The following is a 19,966-nucleotide window of genomic DNA, read 5'->3' as shown; positions in this document are numbered from 1 at the left end:
CCCTGATCATATTTTTGATTTTTATATCATTGTATAAAAATCAAATGATGTGAATGATCAGTGACTCATGCGTCAATGAGCATTTTGGCAAATTCAGGATTGACCCGTCATCGATTGGGCTTAGTTCGTTCTATTCATGCAGGATTTTATAAATGGTGCGCGCCATCACATCGCCTAAGCCAGGAACCAGTTTTAAATCATTTTCAGAAGCTTTTAACACCCCTTGAATGCCACCAAAATGGGTCAGAAGATCCCGACGACGTTTTGGCCCTAAGCCCGGAATCACCTCAAGTACCGATGAGCCGCGCTTTTTATCTCTTTTCGCTCGATGTTTTGTAATGGCAAATCGGTGGGCTTCATCACGAACCTGTTGAATCAAATGCAGGGCTTTATGGTCTTCGGGCAATTGAATTTTTTCACCATCGGTAAAGTGCAAGGTTTCCAGACCCGGTTTACGCCCCTCACCTTTGGACACCCCGACCATAAACGCATCGAGCTCGAGCTCCTGCATGACTTCCATCGCCATGTGTAATTGACCTTTACCCCCGTCGATTAACAACAAATCGGGCAACATGTGCTTTTTATAGCGACGGGTCAGCGCTTGACGCATGGCAGCATAGTCATCGCCTTCGGTAATGTCATTGATGGAAAATTGGCGATAGTCGCGCTTTCTTGCGCCGCCCGCATCAAAGACCACACAAGACGCGATGGTTGCTTCACCCATGGTATGAGAAATATCAAAACACTCAATACTGTCAATCGGCCGCCCAACGACTTGCTCTAACTGATGAAAGCGCTCATTCAATTCAAAATGGTCAGCCAATTTACCTTTAATCGCATGTTGTACATTCATCTGTGCCAATTCTTGCCACTCTGCACGGGTTTCACGCACTTTATGTTTGATTTGAATCCGCTTTTCAAAGTGCTGGTACAACGCATCTTCCATGTCTTTGCGATCTGGAATATCGACATTAATGATGAGTTCCGCAGGGATTTCGTCTGCCACCTGAAAGTAAAAATTGGCAATAAAATCTGAGAGCATTTGACCTAGATCATCACCCTGCATATCAGGGAAATAACTCTTTCCGCCGAGCATTTTGCCATTGCGCACATGCATGATTTGCACACAGGTCACACCGGCTTGATAAGCAATGGCAATGATATCAGCCTCACCTTTGACTTTATAAATCGCTTGCTGAGTTTGCACATCACGCAGCAGCGCCATACGATCACGATAAAACACCGCCTTTTCAAACTCCAAAGCTTCGGCAGCAGCTTCCATTTTCCCAATCAGCTCTTGATTAAGCTCTTTAGTGTCGCCTTGTAAAAACCGAATCGAGTTATTGACATCTTCTTTGTAATCTTCGGGTGAGATCAAACCCACACAAGGCGCGGAACAGCGTTTAATTTGGTATTGCAAGCATGGTCGTTTGCGCTGCGAAAAATAGCTATTTTCACACTGACGCACATTAAACAGTTTTTGCAGCACCACCAAAGTGTCACGCGCGTTATAAGCACTCGGATAAGGCCCGAAAAACTTACCGGCCTGATGCTTCGCTTTGCCTCGCCCTGCGGCAATTCGTGGATAGGGTTTATCGGCTGAAATAAAGATATAAACATAAGACTTATCATCACGCAGCATGATGTTATACGGTGGACGATGCAGCTTAATCAGGTTTTGTTCGAGCAATAAGGCTTCCGTTTCAGAACGCACCACCAAACTTTCAATATCATAAATACGGGCGACCAAGGCTTGCGTCTTGGGATGCTCAATGGTTTTGACAAAATAACTCGACACACGATTTTTTAAATTCTTTGCTTTACCCACATACAGCAACTCACCGTCTTTACCCAGCATGCGGTAAACACCGGGTAGAGTCGTCATATTGGCAAGAATTTTTTCAATATGTTCGCGTGCGTTTTCGTTCACTTTTGCCTTGTTCCATTTTCGATATTGCTCTTTGACATGATGTGATGCTTTTACCTGCATTTTCAAGCAATCCCGCAAATTTATTGTTGCTCATAGCAATGATCTGATTGCTAAAAGCTATTAATGCAAAATTCTAAATTTGCTATGCTCAAAACATCCCGCTTTAGGAACATGATGCATGACGAACGCCAATCCCGCCATCCATGTCGTACACCCGACAACTTCGACGCAGAGCACTGCTGAAAAAAACCGTTTGATGGGTAAGCCGCGTTTTCATTTTGAACCGCATGACGTTATGCAACGCTTAAAGCAACGGATCATTGGACAAGAAGCAGCATTAGACGAAATTGAAAAAATGCTGCATGTGGTCAAGGCTGATTTTTCCAGTCCTGAACGACCGCTCTCCGTAACCTTAATGCTTGGACCGACAGGTGTTGGTAAAACCGAAACTGTGCGTTTAATCAGTGAAGTGATTTATGGCCGACCTGATGCCTTTTGCCGTATTGATATGAACACGCTCGCACAGGAACATTATGCGGCTGCCATTACTGGTGCGCCTCCGGGCTATGTCGGTTCTAAAGAAGGCCATAGTTTATTTGATGAAGTTGCCATTGCAGGTAGTCATACCCGTCCGGGCATCGTGCTTTTTGATGAACTGGAAAAAGCGTCAACCGAAGTGCTTCGCGGCTTAATGAATGTGCTAGATAGCGGAAAATTAACCCTAACCTCAGGTACAAAAACCATCGACTTTCGTAATTGTATGATCTTTATGACCAGCAATGTCGGTGCACAAGCGGCACAGCAATATCTAGATAAGTTAAATTTTTTGCCCGAAAAAATACAAAAGGTTTGTCTCAAGCGCGTGCCGGTCAGCAGCATCATTGAAAAAGTTATGCAACGTAAATTCGACCCTGAATTTATTAACCGTATTGACCGTGTACTACAATATCAACCCGTTCAAGATGATGCTTTACCTCGTTTGGTCGAAATTGAGCTGGAAAAACTTAATCAACGCCTACAGCATCAAAAACGCAGCATCAAACTCACAGATGCAGCCAAAGCACATTTTTATCAGAATCATGATATTCGGTATGGCGCACGGCATTTAGCACGAAAAATACGGGTTGAACTTGAACCTATTTTGGCGGTGTATTTTTTGAATCATCCCGAACAAACTAAAATACACCTAGATGCACAACTTGGACAATTGGTTATTATTAAATAATTCACTGGTCTTTAAAAGGCATGCTCACATACCTTTATTCAGCATTCTTATATTTATTGGATTGGAACACCAATCGCTTTAGCAAAAGCTTGCGGATCTTTCGGTGAAACCATGACAAATTTGGTTTTGCCATCTCGAAGATATTCAATTTTTAAACGTTTAATGGAAAGCGCAGGTGCCGCAGACAAATCCTGACTTGCACTGATGCGTTGGATATCCTGCAAAGGAATCTGCCAACGTAGAAACATGCTACGGATGTTTAATTCTGTAGCGGAAATTTGATAACGTGTATTGAATATTGGCCACCACAGCAGTAATACCGTTAAAATATACACCGCGGTATGAAGAGGATATTGCTGCATCGTGCCTTTGGCTTGCATGGTGAGTAATAATTGAATGAGTAAACCGCTCATACAAACAATAAACGCCACCACCCACCAATCTTTTTTTGAACGAAAAACTTGCATCTTATCCCCCATCAACTGCTTTTATTCTATACAAGATTTTGAAGGATGCATCTGCTATTTCAGCTTTATTTTTTGCAGGAAATAAGCGTATTTATCACATTATTTCCAGGAAGATTAAGACCCATTTAGCTCAAGTTTTGCAATTCATCCATTGTCATTTTTGACATTCTCTAGGCTCAGATCACGCTTCTTTCGACATGGGTTGTTCCTGCAAACGTTTATAATTCTTTTTCTCTTGATACATTTTAGCATCGGCTTGTTGTACTAAGCTCATCGCATCTACATAGCCTTGCTGATGGTCTGTTTGACACAACCCAATACTTAAACTTAAGCCTGCTTCCATTTCAGCCACTGCTTCTAATAAACGCGGGATAAAACTCCCTTCCACATGCTTTTCACTACATCCGGGCAAGACCAAACAAAATTCGTCTCCGCCATAACGGAAGCAATGATCATCCGAACGTGCAACCGACTTTATGGCCGCAGCAACCATTTGTAGTACCTGATCTCCACGTGGATGACCTTGTTCATCATTGATCTTTTTAAAATCATTGATATCAATAAACACTACTGTCACAGGTTCATGATTACGCTGTGCGGTATATAAAATACTGGTCAATAAGGTCGATAAATGCCGGACATTTAACAGTCCTGTTAATGGATCGCGCTGTGAAAGCTCTTCCATTTCTTGTGCACGAAACTCTAGCGCATGCGCATACTGTTCCATTTTTTCACGGGAGATCTTCACCTCATTAATCAAACTCCATACATAGGTTTCCACCACCAATGTAGTATCGAACATAAAGAGCTTTTCCAACGTGTTAATAATCCGCTGATATTGTTCCGTATCATTAAAGGTACGCTGAATTAAGCGAAACAACATGGTCTTTAGGGTATGTACCGCAGAGAGATACAACTTCGGCTCTACACCAATGCGCTTATGAACCAAACCAATCCGTAAACGGTTATTCACATACGCGCTGTCATAGCGCCCGGAAAATAAATCCAATAAATATTGATGCTGCGCGCGTTGCAAACGCTTCAAGGTATCAAGATCACCAATCAAAGTGGCAATTTCTGGAATTGAGGTCTGATTTTCATAAAATTCATCAACCATACTGTCGAGTATCGGCGCCACAATCCCACCAATCGAAGCCAATTCCGCCAGCTCTAAATCAGTCAAGCCAAGCAACTGTTTACGTCGTTCTATATCTTGCATCGAAATATGCATTTGATGCATCAATGTTTGGTTGGTTGCTTTCATGAATCGGATCCCCTTCCCGCCAAATCAATCCCTTCAGGCGTTTAAACAGGGTTTCTATGCAGTAGGTCTTCATGCCTGCATGCAAAGCTTCAACCGTTCACCTTTGGGTTTTGGCTATCATTGATGATGACGCTTTTCTTTCAGCTCAACGGTTTTGCATGGGCTTAAGTTCGGACGTCAACATCATATTCCTCGTCTATTGGCTCACTTTTTCTGGCTTATTCTGGTTCTAGCTTATTCTGGTTCTAGCTTATTCTGGCTAACACTATTTCTGCTTTTTGCAGATTTGCTCTGCATAATTATTTTTATTCTGCTTGCACGATAACTGATATTTTGCTGACTGTCAGCATAAAAAAACGCCCCTAAGGGCGCATTTTTTCAATATTTATTCTACTTTTAAAATAAATATGGGCGTACAAAAATCAGGAAGAACAGCCCCAACATTAGGAACCACTTTAAAAAGTAATACAGTGAACGATTGGTTTTTTTCAAGGCTTTGGCTTTTATACGAATTTGATAGACATAGCCAAATACTTTATTTAAACCACCCGTTTTATCACCGCTTTCATTCGGTGAACTCGCAGCAGTCATGACATTTTTACCAAACCAATGGTTAAAAGCTTCCATCCACTTTGACTTTAATGGCCGTTCAACGTCTGCAAAGAAAATAATCCGGTTCTGATCCGTTTTATTTTCAGCATAGTGAATATAGGTTTCATCAAACACCACACTCTCGCCGTCACGCCATGAGTACCGCTGACCATCGACATCAATAAAACAACGGTCATTATTCGGCGTTAGTAAGCCCAAGTGATAACGCAATGAACCGGCATAGGGATCACGATGACGGACTAAACGACTGTCAGGCGCCAACTCAGTAAACATCGCGGCTTTAATAGTGGGTAGATTTTTTAACAAGGCCGTAGTTTTTGGGCAAAGTTCAGCAGCCGAAGGATGGGCTGAGTCATACCATTTTAAATAAAAGCGTTTCCAACCTGTTTTAAAGAACGAGTTAAATCCAAGGTCATCATAAGTACTCGATGCTTTGATGCTCCCTTTTTCATATAAGGCCTTGGCTTCATCACGAATCATTTCCCAGTTTTCATCTAAGACTTTTAAATCTTTAAAATGCTGCGTGTCAATATAGGGTTGGCTCGGCACTTTTGAAAACATGTACATGAGAAAATTGATCGGTGCGAGCAATGTCGAATGATCAAAAAACTGACGATAAAATGAATGACGGACTTTACCGCGTTGCTGGATATAAAACGCAGAAATGACAAAGACCGCCAGGATAATCCACTTAATCATATGAGGACCTGGTGCTAATAAGCATTGTGCTTAATAAAAAATTAACTTTTGAGAACGCGGCGAGTATAGCATAGTGCTCAGTGACGCTTAAATAAGCAGCATAGAACACTGTGTCTCAGCAAAGATGGATGACAATAGTAAAAGTGAATTGACCATTCTGCCGAAAAATACACTTGCTTTTTTCTTGATTTTTTCTTTCGCATCTCAATCTATAGCTTACATTTATAAAAAAATGTGAACTGAAACATAAGCTTCAACATATTTAATCAGAGCGATAGCGTTTAAAGGCAGATCCGAAGGCTATTTCCAAAAGAAATTTTGATGACCCTAGCGTCACGGCTTGATACAACTTGTTATGTTCTTTTTAGATATAGTTATCGTAAGATTAGCGAGGCATAAAGTGTACGCAGGAACCGCGTACTCGCTTCACAACATCAACTTAGAAGTCCTCCAAAATAAAGGAGATCAGGCATGATCCACGCTGGCAATGCCATTACCGTCCAAATGCTTTCGGACGGAATTGCAGAATTCCGCTTTGACTTACAAGGTGAGTCGGTCAACAAATTTAACCGCGCAACAATTGAAGATTTTAAAGCTGCAATTGACGCTGTTAAAGCAAACGGTGACATCAAAGGTTTAATCGTTACTTCAGGTAAATCTACATTTATCGTGGGTGCAGATATCACTGAATTCGGTGAAAACTTCGCTCAAGGCGAACAAGCGATTGTGGATTGGGCATTGCCTGTTCACGACATCTTCAATGCGTTTGAAGATCTAAACGTTCCTAAAGTTGCTGCAATCAATGGTATGGCATTGGGCGGCGGTTTTGAAATGTGCTTAGTGTGTGACTATCGTGTGATGTCAGAAGCTGCACAAGTTGGCCTTCCAGAAATCAAACTGGGTATCTACCCTGGTTTTGGTGGTACGGTTCGTTTAAGCCGCGTGATTGGTATCGACAATGCGGTTGAATGGATGGCAATGGCTGCACCGAAAAAGCCGGCTGCTGCGCTCAAAGACGGTGCTGTTGATGCAGTTGTTGCTGCAGACAAACTACAAGACGCTGCAATTGACCTTGTGAAACAAGCAATTGCTGGCCGTGTAGACTGGAAAGCAAAACGTCAAGAAAAATTAGATCCTGTTAAATTGAACATGCTTGAACAAATGATGGCATTCAATACAGCGAAAGGTGCAGTTCTTGCAAAAGCAAATCCTGCTCAATACCCAGCGCCAAAACTTCTTCTAGACTCATTACAAGCAGGTGCAAGCCTTCCACGTGATGAAGCATTGAAAATCGAAGCGCAAGGTTTTGCTAAAGCGGCTGTGACTCCACAAGCAGGTGCGTTAATTGGTTTATTCCTTAACGACCAAATTGTGAAGAAAACTTCGAAGAAATATGAAAAAGGTGCTCACCCTGTCAACCAAGCTGCTGTACTAGGCGCAGGTATCATGGGTGGTGGTATTGCTTACCAAGCGGCAAGCAAAGGCACACCAATCATCATGAAAGACATTGGTAACCCACAATTGGCGTTAGGTATGTCTGAAGCGAACAAATTGTTGACTAAACAAGTTGATCGCAAAAAAATGACTGCGGCGAAAATGGGTGAAACTCTTGCCCGCATCCGTCCGACTTTAAGCTATGACGAGTTTAAAGAAGTGGACATCGTGATTGAAGCAGTAACAGAGAACCCGAAAGTAAAAGGTATTGTACTGGCTGAAACTGAGAAAAATGTTCGTGACAACACGATCATTGCTTCGAACACGTCAACAATTTCAATCACACGTTTGGCTGAAAACCTACAACGTCCTGAAAACTTTGTTGGTATGCACTTCTTTAACCCAGTTCACATGATGCCATTGGTTGAAGTGATCCGTGGTGAAAAGACGTCTGCTGAAGCGATTGCAACCACTGTAGTTCTTGCTCAGAAAATGGGTAAAACACCAATCGTTGTCAATGACTGCCCGGGCTTCTTGGTAAACCGCGTATTGTTCCCTTACTTCGGTGCATTTGACCTTCTACTGAAAGACGGAGCTGACTTCCAGCAAGTTGATAAAGTGATGGAAAAATTCGGCTGGCCAATGGGTCCTGCTTACCTCATCGACGTTGTGGGTATTGACACAGGCGTACACGGTGCGGAAGTAATGGCAGAAGGCTTCCCTGACCGCATGAAGCCAGACTACAAAGGCGCAACTTTAACCATGTACGAAAACAAACGTCTTGGTCAAAAGAATGACGTTGGTTTCTACAAATACGAACTTGACCGTAAAGGTAAGAAAGCCAAAGTGGTTGATCCAGTGGCTTACGAACTTGTGGCTTCTGTTGCAACTGCGGAAAAACGTGAATTTGACGCTCAAGAAATCATTGACCGTATGATGCTGACGTTCTGTAACGAAACTGTTCGTTGCCTAGAAGACAACATCGTAGCGACTGCTGCTGAAGCAGATATGGCGATGATCATGGGTGTAGGTTTCCCTCCATTCCGTGGTGGTCCATGCCGTTACATCGACCAAACAGGTGTCGCTGAATACGTAGCGCTTTGCGACAAATATGCGTATTTAGGTAAGGCTTATGAAGCGCCACAAATGTTGCGTGACATGGCTGCAAACAATAAAAAATTCTACGGTTAAGGAGCAACGTGAATGGCTACTTTAAATCCACGTGACGTTGTCATCGTTGATGGCGTACGTTCAGCAATGGGTAAAACCAAAAATGGTATGTTCCGTAACGTCCGTGCTGACAGCTTATCTGCTGAATTAGTACGTGCGCTTGTTGCTCGTAACCAGTTTGATACCAATGAAGTTGAAGACGTAATCTGGGGCTGTGTAAACCAAACCCTAGAGCAAGGTATGAACATTGGTCGTAACATCGCTTTATTGGCTGATCTTCCAAAGACTGTTGCAGGTCAAACCGTAAACCGTCTTTGTGGTTCTTCTATGCAAGCAATCCACACAGCGGCTGCGCAAATTGCAACCAACCAAGGTGATATCTTCATCATTGGTGGTGTAGAGCACATGGGTCACGTTGGCATGATGCACGGCATCGACATCAACCCTGAAGCGTCTAAGCACTATGCAAAAGCGTCTAACATGATGGGCTTAACGGCTGAAATGTTAGGTCGTATGAACGGTATTTCTCGTGAAGAACAAGATGCGTTTGGTGTTGAATCACACCGCCGTGCTTGGGCTGCAACACAAGAAGGTCGTTTCAAAAATGAAATCGTAGGTGTTGAAGGCCATGATGCCAATGGCTTCAAAATCCTTTGCGACATCGACGAAGTGATTCGTCCAGATGCAAACCTTGAAGCATTCAAAGGTTTACGTCCTGTATTTGACCCGAAAGGCGGTACAGTAACAGCTGCGACTTCTTCAGCGTTGTCTGATGGTGCTTCTGCAATGTTGCTTATGTCTGCTGAACGTGCACAAGCTTTAGGTCTTAAACCTCGTGCTGTAATTCGCTCTATGGCAGTTGCAGGCTGTGATGCTGCGATCATGGGTTATGGTCCTGTACCAGCAACTCAAAAAGCACTTAAACGTGCTGGCTTGTCTATCGCAGACATCCAAACGTTTGAGCTAAACGAAGCGTTCGCTGCACAAGGCTTGTCTGTTCTTAAAGGCTTAGGCATTTATGACCAACAAGACCGTGTGAACTTGAACGGTGGTGCAATCGCGCTTGGTCACCCATTGGGTTGTTCTGGTGCGCGTATCACAACGACTTTGCTGAACGTTATGGAACAGCAAGATACACAAATCGGTCTTGCAACGATGTGTATCGGTTTGGGTCAAGGTATCGCGACCATTATCGAACGTGTTTAATATTTAGTTAAATACTGAGATAAAAGAAACCCCGCTTAGTGCGGGGTTTTTTATTTGTTAACTAAACTCTCATGAATACATACTGGAAGCCCCTTCTCCCTCTGGGATGAGCAGCATGCGCCACAAGAGGATGAGGGAAATTTTTCATATAAATCCTCTCCCTGAGCGGTATTCTGCGCAAGTCTCCTTAAAAGGAGAGGGAATGTCCATTGTGAAGTAAATTTTGTTCAAAAATCTTCAGCAATAAACCGTGCTAAACAACCCTTAAAAAACGTCTTAGCATATTTAAAATTTAAAACGTTAATTCTCGATTTTCAGCGATTTTTGAATTATGGTAAGGCCTGAACCAAAACTTAAATATGCATAACAATGATAAATAAACGACTTCACTACCTCATAAAGATGAGCTGCCTAAGCACTTTTATTTTTCTTACAGCTTGCGTTACAAATAATCAAATCGGTGAACTCTCCCGTGATCTGTTTCAAAAATACGAAACAAAATATGCATGGAGAACAATCCTTGAAGATGATGTGATCGCATTTGGCAAACCTGCTAAAGCAATACCCAATGAACCAATCGATAGCATCGTAGTCGCAGGCAATAAATACAGCTATTTGATCAATAAAGGCGGTGCTGATTTTATTCAACTGATAAGCCAACTCAATCCACAATATATTCGTCTCCATCGAGAGCTTGACTTTAATTCTCCGAGCCCGAACAGCACTAAATTTAGCGGAAGCTTTAAATTTTATTATGCGCCTCCCAATGGAACACTAAGTCCTACGGAAAGGGCATTATTCAACCAATATGGCGTAGCACCATGTGATTGTTCAAAGGCAGAACAGCAAGATCATCTCTTTAACTTAGAAATTGCAGGTACGGTTTACCCAAAAGTTGCGAATGCCGCAGATTTAAAGCCCTTAAGCCATCCATATAAGATCCGTATCCAGCATTACGAAGACCAAAGTGGCTATGTCAAAAAGTCAGGGCAGGAAAAATTGGCAGAATTACCACTATTGCCTTTAACACTCACAATCGACATCATTCAATTGCCTTTAAAAGCTTTAGGCTTTATTTATCAGCCTTAAATCAGAGTATGATCATATTTAATTGGTTGAATTTTCTAAGTACACATACACCCTGACTAACTCAAAAATGGTTCCCTTTTTTCAGTTTAAGTAAAGTAAGTGTTGAGTTGATCCCCAACTCTTCAACTCAACATCCTACAATTCTTGGCTTAAATTTTCTGCGCCAACAACGTCGCAAAATGCTGTTGAATTCGCTGCCCTTCAGCATCCACCCGATGCAGCTCACCGACATTTTCATTGTATTTCACAATATTCCAGCCTTCATACAACGCACTTAACTCTCCTGCTTTAAAGCTAAATGGAAAGTCAGGCTGCGCAGGTAAATCAGGTGTATCCATAGCGCAAACTATCAGGTTATAGCCATTTACACTTGTCGCTTGCTGCATCTGCTGAATCAGTGGCTTCACTGTCTTGGCCTCTAAAAACATCATCACCACGGTACAGCAAATAAAATCATATTTCCCCGTAATGCTTTGGTCTGCATTTAAATCACGCTGCTGTACATGAATATTTTCAATACCTTCCGCAGCGATCACCTCTTGCAGCTTGTGCAAACTGTGTGGATTGACATCCCATGCATCCACCTCAAAGCGCTGCTCAGACAGCTGACTTAAGTACAGCGAATTACGCCCCTGCCCACAGCCGACATCCAAAGCACGACCACCTTGCAAATATGGTGTTGCTGCCAAAATTTCTGAATGTGTTGGACTGAGCTGATACTTCTTATAAAAATAGTCCTGTGCTAAGCAATAAAAACTCAACTGACATTGCACATCGTCACTCGCAGACACAATCTTGTGCCACGCCTGCGGTTCGATAAACGGCGGTGGCTGATCTGGGCTAAATACATGCGTGGAAAGGATATTTCCAGACGCATCTAACATGGCAAAGTTCACTTCACCTTGCAGTACGGTGAGTTTTGCCCAAGTGCCTGCTTTGGTATTGTGCTGTTGTTTAAAACCTTGTGGAATCGACTGCTGCGTCCACACAGGGAGCTGTTTATAACAAATAAGCTGCTGCATCTGATGTTATCCCTCATGCGACTTTATTTTTATGCCATACCAATGGCAGAAATATATATTCACAATAACGGCTTTAACAGTGATTTTAAATCAGCTTTGAATTGAAAATTTCGAATGCTGTGCAATGCACGCTGTTTTTGTTTGTTTTTCTGCGTTACACCATGTTATCCGTTTGTAACATTGGTGGAATATTCACACAATTAAATCCCTCACTCTGTGCCGTGTAACCTAAGCGCTGTTGATAAGGCATAAAATTTACAATGCCTTATTTTAACTAAGTTTTATAGAGTGATGACTATGAACGCGATCAAAACTACTTTAGCTGTTGCTTTAGTTGCTGCTACAACTTCTGCTATGGCAACTACTGCTGTAGAACAAAAACCTGCGACTGCTGTTGAAGTTGTAAAAGCTCAAGCTGCACAAGCGAAAACTGCAACTGTAGCTGCTGCTCAAGCAACTAAAGATGCTGCTAAAACTCAAGTGGCTGTTGCAGAAAAAGCGACTCAAACTAAAACTTTAACAGTGAAAGAAACCACTAAAGCAAAAACTGCTGACATGAAAAAAGCAGTTGTAGAAAAAGCAGCAGCAACTAAAGAAACTGCAGTTGCAGCAAAAGATGCAACTGTAGAAAAAACTGTAGCGGCTAAAGACGCTGTTGTTGCAAACACTGTTGCAGCAAAAGACGCGACTGTAGCAAAAACTGTAGCAACTAAAGATGCTGTCGTTGCAAAAACTGTTGAAGCAAAAGATGCAGCTGTAGAAAAAGCAACTGATGCAAAAGAAGCTGTTGAAACTAAAACTGAAGAAGTAAAAGCTGAAGCGAAAAAAGACTGCGCTAAAAAATGTGCAGAGAAAAAAGCTGAAGCAGCAAAAGCTGAGAAAAAAGGTTTCTTTTCTTGGTTCAAAAAAGCAGCTTAATCGTTGATTAAATGCAAAAAAAAGATGCCTTCACGGCATCTTTTTTTTGCCCATTTAGACTGCAATACTGCTTTCTGACAACGGAATAATCTTTTGATAAACAAACTGATTTTTCCCTTGTGATTTCGCCTGATATAGGCAGGCATCGACATGTTGTAAAGTCGTGGAGTAATTGGACAAACTCAACTGTTGAAACTCGGCCAAGCCCATACTAAAGCTGACATCTAGCCTTAATTGATCTTTTCGAAACGGCACATGTTCGCAGCGTTCCAAAATTGTTTCACACAACATTTTACCCTGCTCCAAATCGGCACCTTCGAGCAAAATTAAAAATTCTTCACCGCCCCAACGACTAATAAAACTCGCGCGTGGACTACAATTTTTTAAGATTTTTGCCAAATGCACCAAAACACTGTCCCCCATTTGGTGTCCATATTGGTCATTAATTTTTTTAAAATTATCGACATCGAGCAAAATGACACAGCCTTTATCAACCGCACCCTCTATAAATATTTGTTCTTTAAAGGCATGGCGATTTTTCAGTCCCGTCAACTCATCGCAAAAACTTACACGTTGCAAAGCCAAATATAGACGTTTATTTCGTGCATACAGCTCACAAATAAACAGAAAAATGATCAAATAAATACTCAATGCCAAACGATAAGAACTGATCCGCGAGAGCATATGTACCTGTGCATCCGACCAATATTCCCCAGCCAATGGCATGGCACCATACCAGCCACAGATCAGCGTCATTAAGCCAATCAGCCAGCAAAAGGTTTTGAAGTCATATTTGATCGCGTAGTAACACATCAATAAAGGCAAGACCATGCAAGCATAGAAGATCTGATCATTTGAGATCACATATTGGACGGCCAGTGCCACGATCAGATAGCCATAATCCACCCACGGCACATTCATCCAGCGCTGAACACCAAACAGTAAACACACCACAGCCAAACTTGTTGCAAATTGCTCTAGAAAATAATCAACAAAGGCAAAGTATTGGTTGTCCATCTGAAAGCACGCCACAAACAAGAGACTGCCTGCAAAAGCACTCACGATACTCGGAACAGCTAACATTAGGGTTCGCTTAAAGCGGCGTTTTTTTAAATGGCTCAGCGCTAAATAGGCTTTAATAAATACCCAAATCTGAAATGCCGAAATCGCACACAGGAGAAATTTATCTTCTAAGATTTTGGCAGGATCGACCATCAGCGAAGCCACAAAGATCGCACTAAAAGCATAAAGCACGATCAGTAAATCGTGACTTAAATGCTTTCGCATTAAAACCATGCCATAGGCAGCGAATGCATTTACCACCCAAACAGGGCTAATGAATAATTCATAGGTATAGCCTATCGACACCAATGAAACCGCACATATGGCAAGCCATAGCAGTATTAATTTTTTCATACGCTAAAAAAATCGTCTCTAAAAATGGCGATAAACCTTTCATTCAAAGCCAATCGGTCTAAGGTTAGAATGATTGCAAGTTCAATACAGCTCAGCTTCTTATGCGTTATGGGCTGCTGGCTAAAAATTTATGTTTAAATTTTCGGCGTATTTTAAGTGATTTAAGTCACACTATTGGTTGATAGTTGTATTAAATTTGCAATTTAAACAATTGAAGACTGTTTTTAAAGCCAATGTTTTTTGCGTTATTCATGCTAGTTCGGAACTCAGCTCCCAAATTGATGCTTGATAGCAACAAAAAAGCCATCCGCTAAAGGATGGCTTTCACTTGTATAACATGTATTGAAGCTGTGCTGAATAATTTGAATGAAAAGGACTTATTTTAATATTTGTAATTGTTCCATCAACCAAGCCATGTATTTATCTTGATCCATAAAGTCAGGGGCCGTCCCTGTATCCAAACTATAAAATTGTTGATTAAATTCAATCACAATTTGTTCAGTCAGATGCCAATCTTCAATCATGCGAAAATACTGACTGAAGAAAAAACGGTTCTTGCCCCAATTGTTTAAACTTTCCAAACGTGGATATTGGCGGTTCGCGATAAATTCGATATAGACCTGCTGAATATCATCAAAAATCTGAATAGCTCGCATGAGCATGGACCTCAATATGATGTAAAACCCTGCTATAAGCCACTTTATCGCGCAAATTTGAAAGAGTGATGACAGTCAGTTAAAGCTTTTGTTTCAACTCTGAACGGTTCTTTTGGCGGATCTCATCCATTTGCGCATTGAGCGCTAACATCTCTGTATAAAGCTGATTAAACTGCTTTAAAGGCGCATCTTCATAGAACATAAATAATTTATTTTTCTTTTCCCATTTATTGGCTTTCAGCACAGCAAAGAGCTCATCAGCCTTCGCCAAGCTTTGCTTTTCTAACTCAAATAAAGCATGCGACTCATCACTATCACGACTGTCTCTTAAACTCTGGGCAATTTGCTGACGAAACACCTGTTTGACCGCCAACTGTTTGGCCTGAGCTAAACCATTTTCCTCTTGCTGTGTAGTTTTTTGCTCATAAGCATCGACCACTGCATGCACCTGCTGCAGCATTTGCTCAGTCTCTTGATACTGGTTTTTTTTATCCTGCAATAAGCGATCGATGTCGAGAAATTTATCCCAATTCAGTGCTTTAAGATCACGAATATATTGATTCCGCGCTTCTGCACGCTGCAGCATTTGGCTCAAAATAAAATCCGACATGATTTTATAATCACCCGTTAGCCGTGCATCTGTCACATTGAGTTGTATCGGCTCTTCCCAGTGCTGAGCTTGCTGAAAAATTTGCTCGGTTTTTTCACGCAAAACCGTTTCATAGGTCGAGAGTTGCACAGCTTCTTTTTGCTGTACTGAATATTGATAAAACATCCATCCAAAGACCAATACCGTAGCACTGGCCAAGACAACAAAGATACGCGGCATAATGAGCTCCGAATGCCCTTTTATTCAGTTTAACCAAAAGTTTGAAGATTGACGATAAAATAGCCATGCTTTTTAAGAAGGCTATTTGAAAACATCAATGTAAATAGACTTAAATTGCGCATGCCATCAAAACGAAAATTCATGGATAAAACATGAATTTTCGCCTTCAATGTACTGTAGAGATGTATTCGATTATGGGGTCTTAATCGGATTGGTATTTAACTGACGGTCGATGTTTCCGAGATTGATTTGATCACGGCTGATTTGCACATTGGTCGCATTACGGTCAATCCCAAAGGGTTGCAACATAATATATAAACCATTGCGTGGGTCAGAAGACTGCAAACCTGCGGCAATATTTAAAACATGCTGTTGCATCAAAGGCGATAAATTCGACATATCTGGCACTGCTGTGGCAGGTAAGATATCAATATTTGACACGATTGTTGCATCGACACCTTTGTTTTGAGTATCACGCTCAAGTTGCATCACCCGTTGCTGTAAGGCTTTACGGCGATCCACCTGCTCTTGATACTCAACAATGCCCGTCTCTGCACGCATTTCACGCTCTGCCATAATGGTTAAAGCAGGCATCTGAATAGCTTGTTGTTCGGTTTCATCAGCTTTTGTAGTGGCTTTTTCCGCAGCCAATGTACTCATAGCCGTCATTGCTGCACTAACAAAAACCAAAACGGAAACAGATTTAGGGAGATTCATCATGTTCATTCCGAGAGATTTAAAAATAGAAAATTGAAAAAATTTACACTGCTATTATTGTACAACAATTAATCAATTTACCAGATTTAACCCCGACAAACGGCAAGAGAGCACAGCTTATTTAAACCTCACGTTGCTCATTCTAGACTTGAGATATCATCCTTTACCTATCTGCATTGCCGCTGCTTTTTCTCTTTTATACGGTCCCGATTCTTAACAGTACAGGAAATGACAAAGCAAACTCTTGCTGCGGATGTCGGCTAAAGAAATCCTGCAAAGCTGCACACGGCTGAAGTGTCGGATGCCGCTGTTGATAGTGTTTAAGCCCAGACCACGTTTGCAAATAGTCCAAAATTTGCTGTGCACTCCACCTGTAATTTAAAAACAGCTGAGGGACTGCTAACTCCTGAAATGGAAACGGAATACTACGATATTCTTCGTCGATGTAACGACGTTCAGCATCCCAATAGCCTTTTAACGTGACAAAATACAGATCCTGTAAGAGTTGGCTTAATTCCGCGTGTTCAAATTGAATTAGACCATAGCCCACAATGGCGATGTGACCTTGAGGTTTTAATACGCGTCGTACTTCTGCATAAAAGGCAGTAAAATCAAACCAATGAATCGCTTGCGCGACTGTAATTAAATCCGCTGAATGGTCTGCAAGCGGACAATGTTCGGCGCTGGCTTGCTCATAACGCACATTGTCTAAATTGGGTGCTTGTGCCAATTGCTCTGCACTCAGATCTGTCGCTAAAATCTGTTGAAAATAGGGCGCCAAACCTTTGGTAAATTGACCTGAACCTGCACCACAGTCCCATGCCAATTCACGCACGGCAACATGCTGCAAAATGCTATCAACGACTTCAGCAGAATAACTTGGACGTGCTTGTTGATACAGCACACTCCCTGTAGAGAAAAGGTCTTTCATTGTAGAAATTCATTGGTTATTTTTTATCAGTTTAATCGAATTTTAGGGGTAGGAACTAGCACTTAAGTCATAGCTTCAGCGATAAAATTTGAGCTTCAAAATATTTACTCAATCACATGCTGTATATAAAAACTGGTCTGCGCAATCGGGCTTAATTGATCATTCATTTGATAATATTTCACATCATAATGACCAGTTTTCCATCCAGTCATAGGATAGAAACTCACCCAGTTTTGTTGCTGTTGCTCACTAACTTTGCGTGGTGTAAAGAGCAGCACTTCACCGCTATCACGATGCGTCAAACGCACCATGACTTGCATATTGTTTGGAACTTTACCCATGGTATCAAAATGTGCATACAACGGCTGTGTGACATAGATTTCACGAGGTAAAACTTGATCTACATCTGTCTGTGATTGATCTGTCACATACGCTTGCCCTGCCAATCGCTGATGCGGATCATTTTTGGCTTGTAGAAATTCGTCTAACATCTGCTGCGCAAATTGTTGCTTATTTTGAATCCCTGCAAAACTGTAATTGGGAAATGCCTGCTGTAAATATCGCCCCAATTGTTGATCTGAAGTCTGCTGAATAATGCTCTGTAGCTGACGATGTTGGCTTTTGCGTTGTTGCTGTATATCTTTAGAATGAGGTTGATCCGAGGCATCTTGATCTAAAGCCAAGAGTGCCACAGGATTACTCGTCGCCAAAGTTACAAGCGAGTGTTCAGGTGGCGACGACGTCAAGCTTGGTTGGTCATTCCACGATGCCGCAATATAGCCCAGTGCAAAACAAAGCAGTCCAAGCATCGGATATTGAAGTCGCTTCAACTGTCACTCCACGAATCTATGTTCATTTGATTAAAGCCTACAGCGGAGCACTTCTGTGCCGACAATATATTCACCAGAGCTCATCGTCGTACCCGTGTTAATCACCTGATTTAAGCTAAAGTTAGATCCAACTTTTAATTTAAGCAGACCATTATCACATGCTGCAGTTATTCTGCTGCCCGATTTCATATTGGATACACAGCCCGTTTTGGTCACGGCAAAAATTGTTTGCCCTGCGGAAATACTGGTGCTGCATGATGCTGTGATTATTTTATCGAGCGATGATTCACAAGAAGAACAATTGCCATTATCACAAAGCGCTGCTGCATTTTCACTTTTACATTCATAGGTCACACCATTTTGAATAATGGTTTTAGAATAGGAAGAATCGACATTACTACCGCCCCCGCCACCACATGCGCTCAGCAAGGCAATCATGCCGATCAAAACAGGAAATAATATTTTTTTCATAACCTTAACCCTTATTTTTTAATAATTTTCTTATAGCAATTGGGCCCATCATCTGGCATCGATTGTAGCAGTTAAACTGTGCGAAATATCAACACCTGAAAAACAGCAGACGAAAAAAAACCTCAAACAATCGTTTGAGGTTTTTCTAATATGGTGGCGAGACCCAGGATCGAACTGGGGACACACGGATTTTCAATCCGTTGCTCTACCTACTGAGCTATCACGCCGATGCGGTGTATTAAGCCGCATCTCAGTTAATTAGTCAATCATATTTATAAAAATATTTTTCGTATGCATATTTTTTAGGCAAAAAAAATCCCTGATGGGATCAGGGATTGATAAACTGAAAAATCAGTTTTGAATATGGTGGCGAGACCCAGGATCGAACTGGGGACACACGGATTTTCAATCCGTTGCTCTACCTACTGAGCTATCACGCCGATGGGGCGTATTAAACAATTTCAGTCTCATGGCGTCAAGCATCCGTTGCGCTTTTTTGTGCAAATGTTTATTTTTAAATCAATATTTCACACTATTTGCTTATTTTTTGAGTGATTTCAAATTTCCACAGCTGAAATTACAGTGACGAAACTGTATTTATCCAACAAAAAAGCAGCTCAATGGCTGCTTTATTATTGGAGGGCAGGTTATTCAGCCGCAGTAATTTTTCCAATGTGTGCCAAACAGCGGTGGATCGCGCCACAACCTGGTTCAAAAGTTTTCACCCCTTTTTCTTCTTCCATACGGGTGGTCTCACTGACCAAGCGCTCTGCAACACCACGCCCACGATTTGCAGGGTGTACCACAATATATTCAAGGGTTTTGCTTTCACCTTGGCCTGTACACCAAATCGCACCAATCAATTTTGTATTAAATTCTGCAGTATAAACTAAGGTATACTGAGCTAAGTTCTGCTCAAGTTGTTCAATCGCATCGGAACCGTCGCTAAACTCAGGGCTGGTGTCATACAGTCGCTCAAGCTGGCTACGCACTTCATCATTTTCTAAAGAAGTATAGGCATGTACGGTAATAGGCATTGATAAACCCTCCTGAGCAATCTAATATGCGGTGACTTTTCGT

General features: G+C 41.8%; 19 protein-coding genes and 2 tRNA genes. 6 read left to right on the top strand and 15 right to left on the bottom strand.

The features are described from left to right. Positions 1-130 precede the first annotated feature (130 nt). Positions 131-1,930 carry an excinuclease ABC subunit UvrC gene (gene uvrC / locus FTT77_RS02680; RefSeq protein WP_180108894.1) on the bottom strand — a complete coding sequence of 600 codons (1,800 nt, stop codon included), beginning with the start codon at positions 1,928-1,930 and terminating at the stop codon, positions 131-133. Between the two features lie 178 nt (positions 1,931-2,108). Here uvrC and FTT77_RS02675 point away from each other — a divergent pair, with 178 nt between their 5' ends. Next, positions 2,109-3,155, top strand: coding sequence for an AAA family ATPase (locus FTT77_RS02675; protein WP_168379013.1), 1,047 nt, complete (start codon positions 2,109-2,111; stop codon positions 3,153-3,155). Positions 3,156-3,208: 53 nt separating this feature from the next. Here FTT77_RS02675 and FTT77_RS02670 read toward each other — a convergent pair whose 3' ends face one another. After that, positions 3,209-3,622 carry a PH domain-containing protein gene (locus tag FTT77_RS02670; protein ID WP_168379012.1) on the bottom strand — a complete coding sequence of 138 codons (414 nt, stop codon included), beginning with the start codon at positions 3,620-3,622 and terminating at the stop codon, positions 3,209-3,211. Positions 3,623-3,803: 181 nt separating this feature from the next. Next, positions 3,804-4,886 carry a diguanylate cyclase domain-containing protein gene (locus tag FTT77_RS02665; RefSeq protein ID WP_180025934.1) on the bottom strand — a complete coding sequence of 361 codons (1,083 nt, stop codon included), beginning with the start codon at positions 4,884-4,886 and terminating at the stop codon, positions 3,804-3,806. On the opposite strand from FTT77_RS02665, the gene FTT77_RS17345 reads away from it, so the two are divergent. Beyond that, positions 4,885-5,010, top strand: a complete 126-nt coding sequence (locus FTT77_RS17345; protein ID WP_257220820.1) for a hypothetical protein — start codon at positions 4,885-4,887, stop codon at positions 5,008-5,010. The genes FTT77_RS02665 and FTT77_RS17345 overlap by 2 nt on opposite strands. 272 nt (positions 5,011-5,282) lie before the next feature. On the opposite strand, the gene lpxO is transcribed toward FTT77_RS17345, so the two are convergent. Continuing rightward, complete coding sequence (lpxO, locus tag FTT77_RS02660) at positions 5,283-6,197, bottom strand: lipid A hydroxylase LpxO (protein WP_180108825.1); 915 nt, start codon at positions 6,195-6,197, stop codon at positions 5,283-5,285. Positions 6,198-6,668: 471 nt separating this feature from the next. Here lpxO and fadB point away from each other — a divergent pair, with 471 nt between their 5' ends. The 3 genes from fadB (at position 6,669) to FTT77_RS02645 (ending at position 11,096) form a co-directional block, all read left to right on the top strand. Continuing rightward, positions 6,669-8,822, top strand: coding sequence for a fatty acid oxidation complex subunit alpha FadB (gene fadB, locus FTT77_RS02655; protein ID WP_180073983.1), 2,154 nt, complete (start codon positions 6,669-6,671; stop codon positions 8,820-8,822). A 12-nt stretch (positions 8,823-8,834) separates the two neighbouring features. After that, entirely contained in the window at positions 8,835-10,007 is a 1,173-nt protein-coding gene (fadA, locus tag FTT77_RS02650) for an acetyl-CoA C-acyltransferase FadA (RefSeq protein WP_180108826.1), read from the top strand. Positions 10,008-10,376: 369 nt separating this feature from the next. Further along, entirely contained in the window at positions 10,377-11,096 is a 720-nt protein-coding gene (locus tag FTT77_RS02645; protein ID WP_180022362.1) for a hypothetical protein, read from the top strand. Between the two features lie 149 nt (positions 11,097-11,245). Here FTT77_RS02645 and tehB read toward each other — a convergent pair whose 3' ends face one another. Beyond that, the gene (gene tehB / locus FTT77_RS02640; protein WP_180062998.1) at positions 11,246-12,118 is read right to left on the bottom strand and encodes an SAM-dependent methyltransferase TehB; all 873 of its coding nucleotides are present in this window, start codon (positions 12,116-12,118) and stop codon (positions 11,246-11,248) included. Between the two features lie 297 nt (positions 12,119-12,415). Here tehB and FTT77_RS02635 point away from each other — a divergent pair, with 297 nt between their 5' ends. Then, positions 12,416-13,036 carry a hypothetical protein gene (locus tag FTT77_RS02635; RefSeq protein WP_168379005.1) on the top strand — a complete coding sequence of 207 codons (621 nt, stop codon included), beginning with the start codon at positions 12,416-12,418 and terminating at the stop codon, positions 13,034-13,036. A gap of 54 nt (positions 13,037-13,090) precedes the next feature. On the opposite strand, the gene FTT77_RS02630 is transcribed toward FTT77_RS02635, so the two are convergent. The 10 genes from FTT77_RS02630 to FTT77_RS02585 form a co-directional block, all read right to left on the bottom strand. Then, on the bottom strand, positions 13,091-14,452 hold the full coding sequence (locus FTT77_RS02630; protein ID WP_180108827.1) for a GGDEF domain-containing protein: 1,362 nt from the start codon (positions 14,450-14,452) through the stop codon (positions 13,091-13,093). A gap of 377 nt (positions 14,453-14,829) precedes the next feature. Beyond that, positions 14,830-15,108: a hypothetical protein gene (locus FTT77_RS02625; protein ID WP_180108828.1), complete on the bottom strand. Its 279-nt coding sequence runs from the start codon at positions 15,106-15,108 to the stop codon at positions 14,830-14,832. A 79-nt stretch (positions 15,109-15,187) separates the two neighbouring features. After that, positions 15,188-15,937: a hypothetical protein gene (locus FTT77_RS02620; RefSeq protein WP_180101567.1), complete on the bottom strand. Its 750-nt coding sequence runs from the start codon at positions 15,935-15,937 to the stop codon at positions 15,188-15,190. A gap of 192 nt (positions 15,938-16,129) precedes the next feature. Then, positions 16,130-16,657 carry a hypothetical protein gene (locus tag FTT77_RS02615; protein WP_257220960.1) on the bottom strand — a complete coding sequence of 176 codons (528 nt, stop codon included), beginning with the start codon at positions 16,655-16,657 and terminating at the stop codon, positions 16,130-16,132. Positions 16,658-16,850: 193 nt separating this feature from the next. Beyond that, the gene (locus FTT77_RS02610; RefSeq protein ID WP_180009282.1) at positions 16,851-17,585 is read right to left on the bottom strand and encodes a class I SAM-dependent methyltransferase; all 735 of its coding nucleotides are present in this window, start codon (positions 17,583-17,585) and stop codon (positions 16,851-16,853) included. A gap of 104 nt (positions 17,586-17,689) precedes the next feature. Further along, positions 17,690-18,415, bottom strand: coding sequence for a hypothetical protein (locus FTT77_RS02605; protein ID WP_257220959.1), 726 nt, complete (start codon positions 18,413-18,415; stop codon positions 17,690-17,692). A gap of 30 nt (positions 18,416-18,445) precedes the next feature. Then, positions 18,446-18,886, bottom strand: a complete 441-nt coding sequence (locus tag FTT77_RS02600; protein WP_180009280.1) for a hypothetical protein — start codon at positions 18,884-18,886, stop codon at positions 18,446-18,448. A 151-nt stretch (positions 18,887-19,037) separates the two neighbouring features. Further along, positions 19,038-19,113: transfer RNA gene (locus FTT77_RS02595), tRNA-Phe, on the bottom strand. Positions 19,114-19,250: 137 nt separating this feature from the next. Beyond that, positions 19,251-19,326 (bottom strand) — tRNA-Phe (locus FTT77_RS02590). 207 nt (positions 19,327-19,533) lie between these two features. Continuing rightward, entirely contained in the window at positions 19,534-19,923 is a 390-nt protein-coding gene (locus FTT77_RS02585) for a GNAT family N-acetyltransferase (RefSeq protein ID WP_180002798.1), read from the bottom strand. Positions 19,924-19,966: the final 43 nt, after the last annotated feature.

It is taken from the genome of Acinetobacter sp. YH01010, assembly GCF_013420775.1.
Lineage (GTDB): Bacteria > Pseudomonadota > Gammaproteobacteria > Pseudomonadales > Moraxellaceae > Acinetobacter > Acinetobacter amyesii.
The sequence above is the reverse complement of the archived record's forward strand: the minus strand, read 5'-3'. Positions and strand labels throughout refer to the sequence as shown.

Coding starts and splice junctions, on each gene's coding strand:
- FTT77_RS02675 (WP_168379013.1), top strand. CDS start 2,109: ATGACGAACGCCAATCCCGCCATCCATGTCGTACACCCGACAACTTCG.
- FTT77_RS02670 (WP_168379012.1), bottom strand. CDS start 3,622: ATGCAAGTTTTTCGTTCAAAAAAAGATTGGTGGGTGGTGGCGTTTATT.
- FTT77_RS17345 (WP_257220820.1), top strand. CDS start 4,885: ATGAATCGGATCCCCTTCCCGCCAAATCAATCCCTTCAGGCGTTTAAA.
- FTT77_RS02665 (WP_180025934.1), bottom strand. CDS start 4,886: ATGAAAGCAACCAACCAAACATTGATGCATCAAATGCATATTTCGATG.
- lpxO (WP_180108825.1), bottom strand. CDS start 6,197: ATGATTAAGTGGATTATCCTGGCGGTCTTTGTCATTTCTGCGTTTTAT.
- fadB (WP_180073983.1), top strand. CDS start 6,669: ATGATCCACGCTGGCAATGCCATTACCGTCCAAATGCTTTCGGACGGA.
- fadA (WP_180108826.1), top strand. CDS start 8,835: ATGGCTACTTTAAATCCACGTGACGTTGTCATCGTTGATGGCGTACGT.
- FTT77_RS02645 (WP_180022362.1), top strand. CDS start 10,377: ATGATAAATAAACGACTTCACTACCTCATAAAGATGAGCTGCCTAAGC.
- tehB (WP_180062998.1), bottom strand. CDS start 12,118: ATGCAGCAGCTTATTTGTTATAAACAGCTCCCTGTGTGGACGCAGCAG.
- FTT77_RS02635 (WP_168379005.1), top strand. CDS start 12,416: ATGAACGCGATCAAAACTACTTTAGCTGTTGCTTTAGTTGCTGCTACA.
- FTT77_RS02630 (WP_180108827.1), bottom strand. CDS start 14,452: ATGAAAAAATTAATACTGCTATGGCTTGCCATATGTGCGGTTTCATTG.
- FTT77_RS02625 (WP_180108828.1), bottom strand. CDS start 15,108: ATGCGAGCTATTCAGATTTTTGATGATATTCAGCAGGTCTATATCGAA.
- FTT77_RS02620 (WP_180101567.1), bottom strand. CDS start 15,937: ATGCCGCGTATCTTTGTTGTCTTGGCCAGTGCTACGGTATTGGTCTTT.
- FTT77_RS02615 (WP_257220960.1), bottom strand. CDS start 16,657: ATGATGAATCTCCCTAAATCTGTTTCCGTTTTGGTTTTTGTTAGTGCA.
- FTT77_RS02610 (WP_180009282.1), bottom strand. CDS start 17,585: ATGAAAGACCTTTTCTCTACAGGGAGTGTGCTGTATCAACAAGCACGT.
- FTT77_RS02600 (WP_180009280.1), bottom strand. CDS start 18,886: ATGAAAAAAATATTATTTCCTGTTTTGATCGGCATGATTGCCTTGCTG.
- FTT77_RS02585 (WP_180002798.1), bottom strand. CDS start 19,923: ATGCCTATTACCGTACATGCCTATACTTCTTTAGAAAATGATGAAGTG.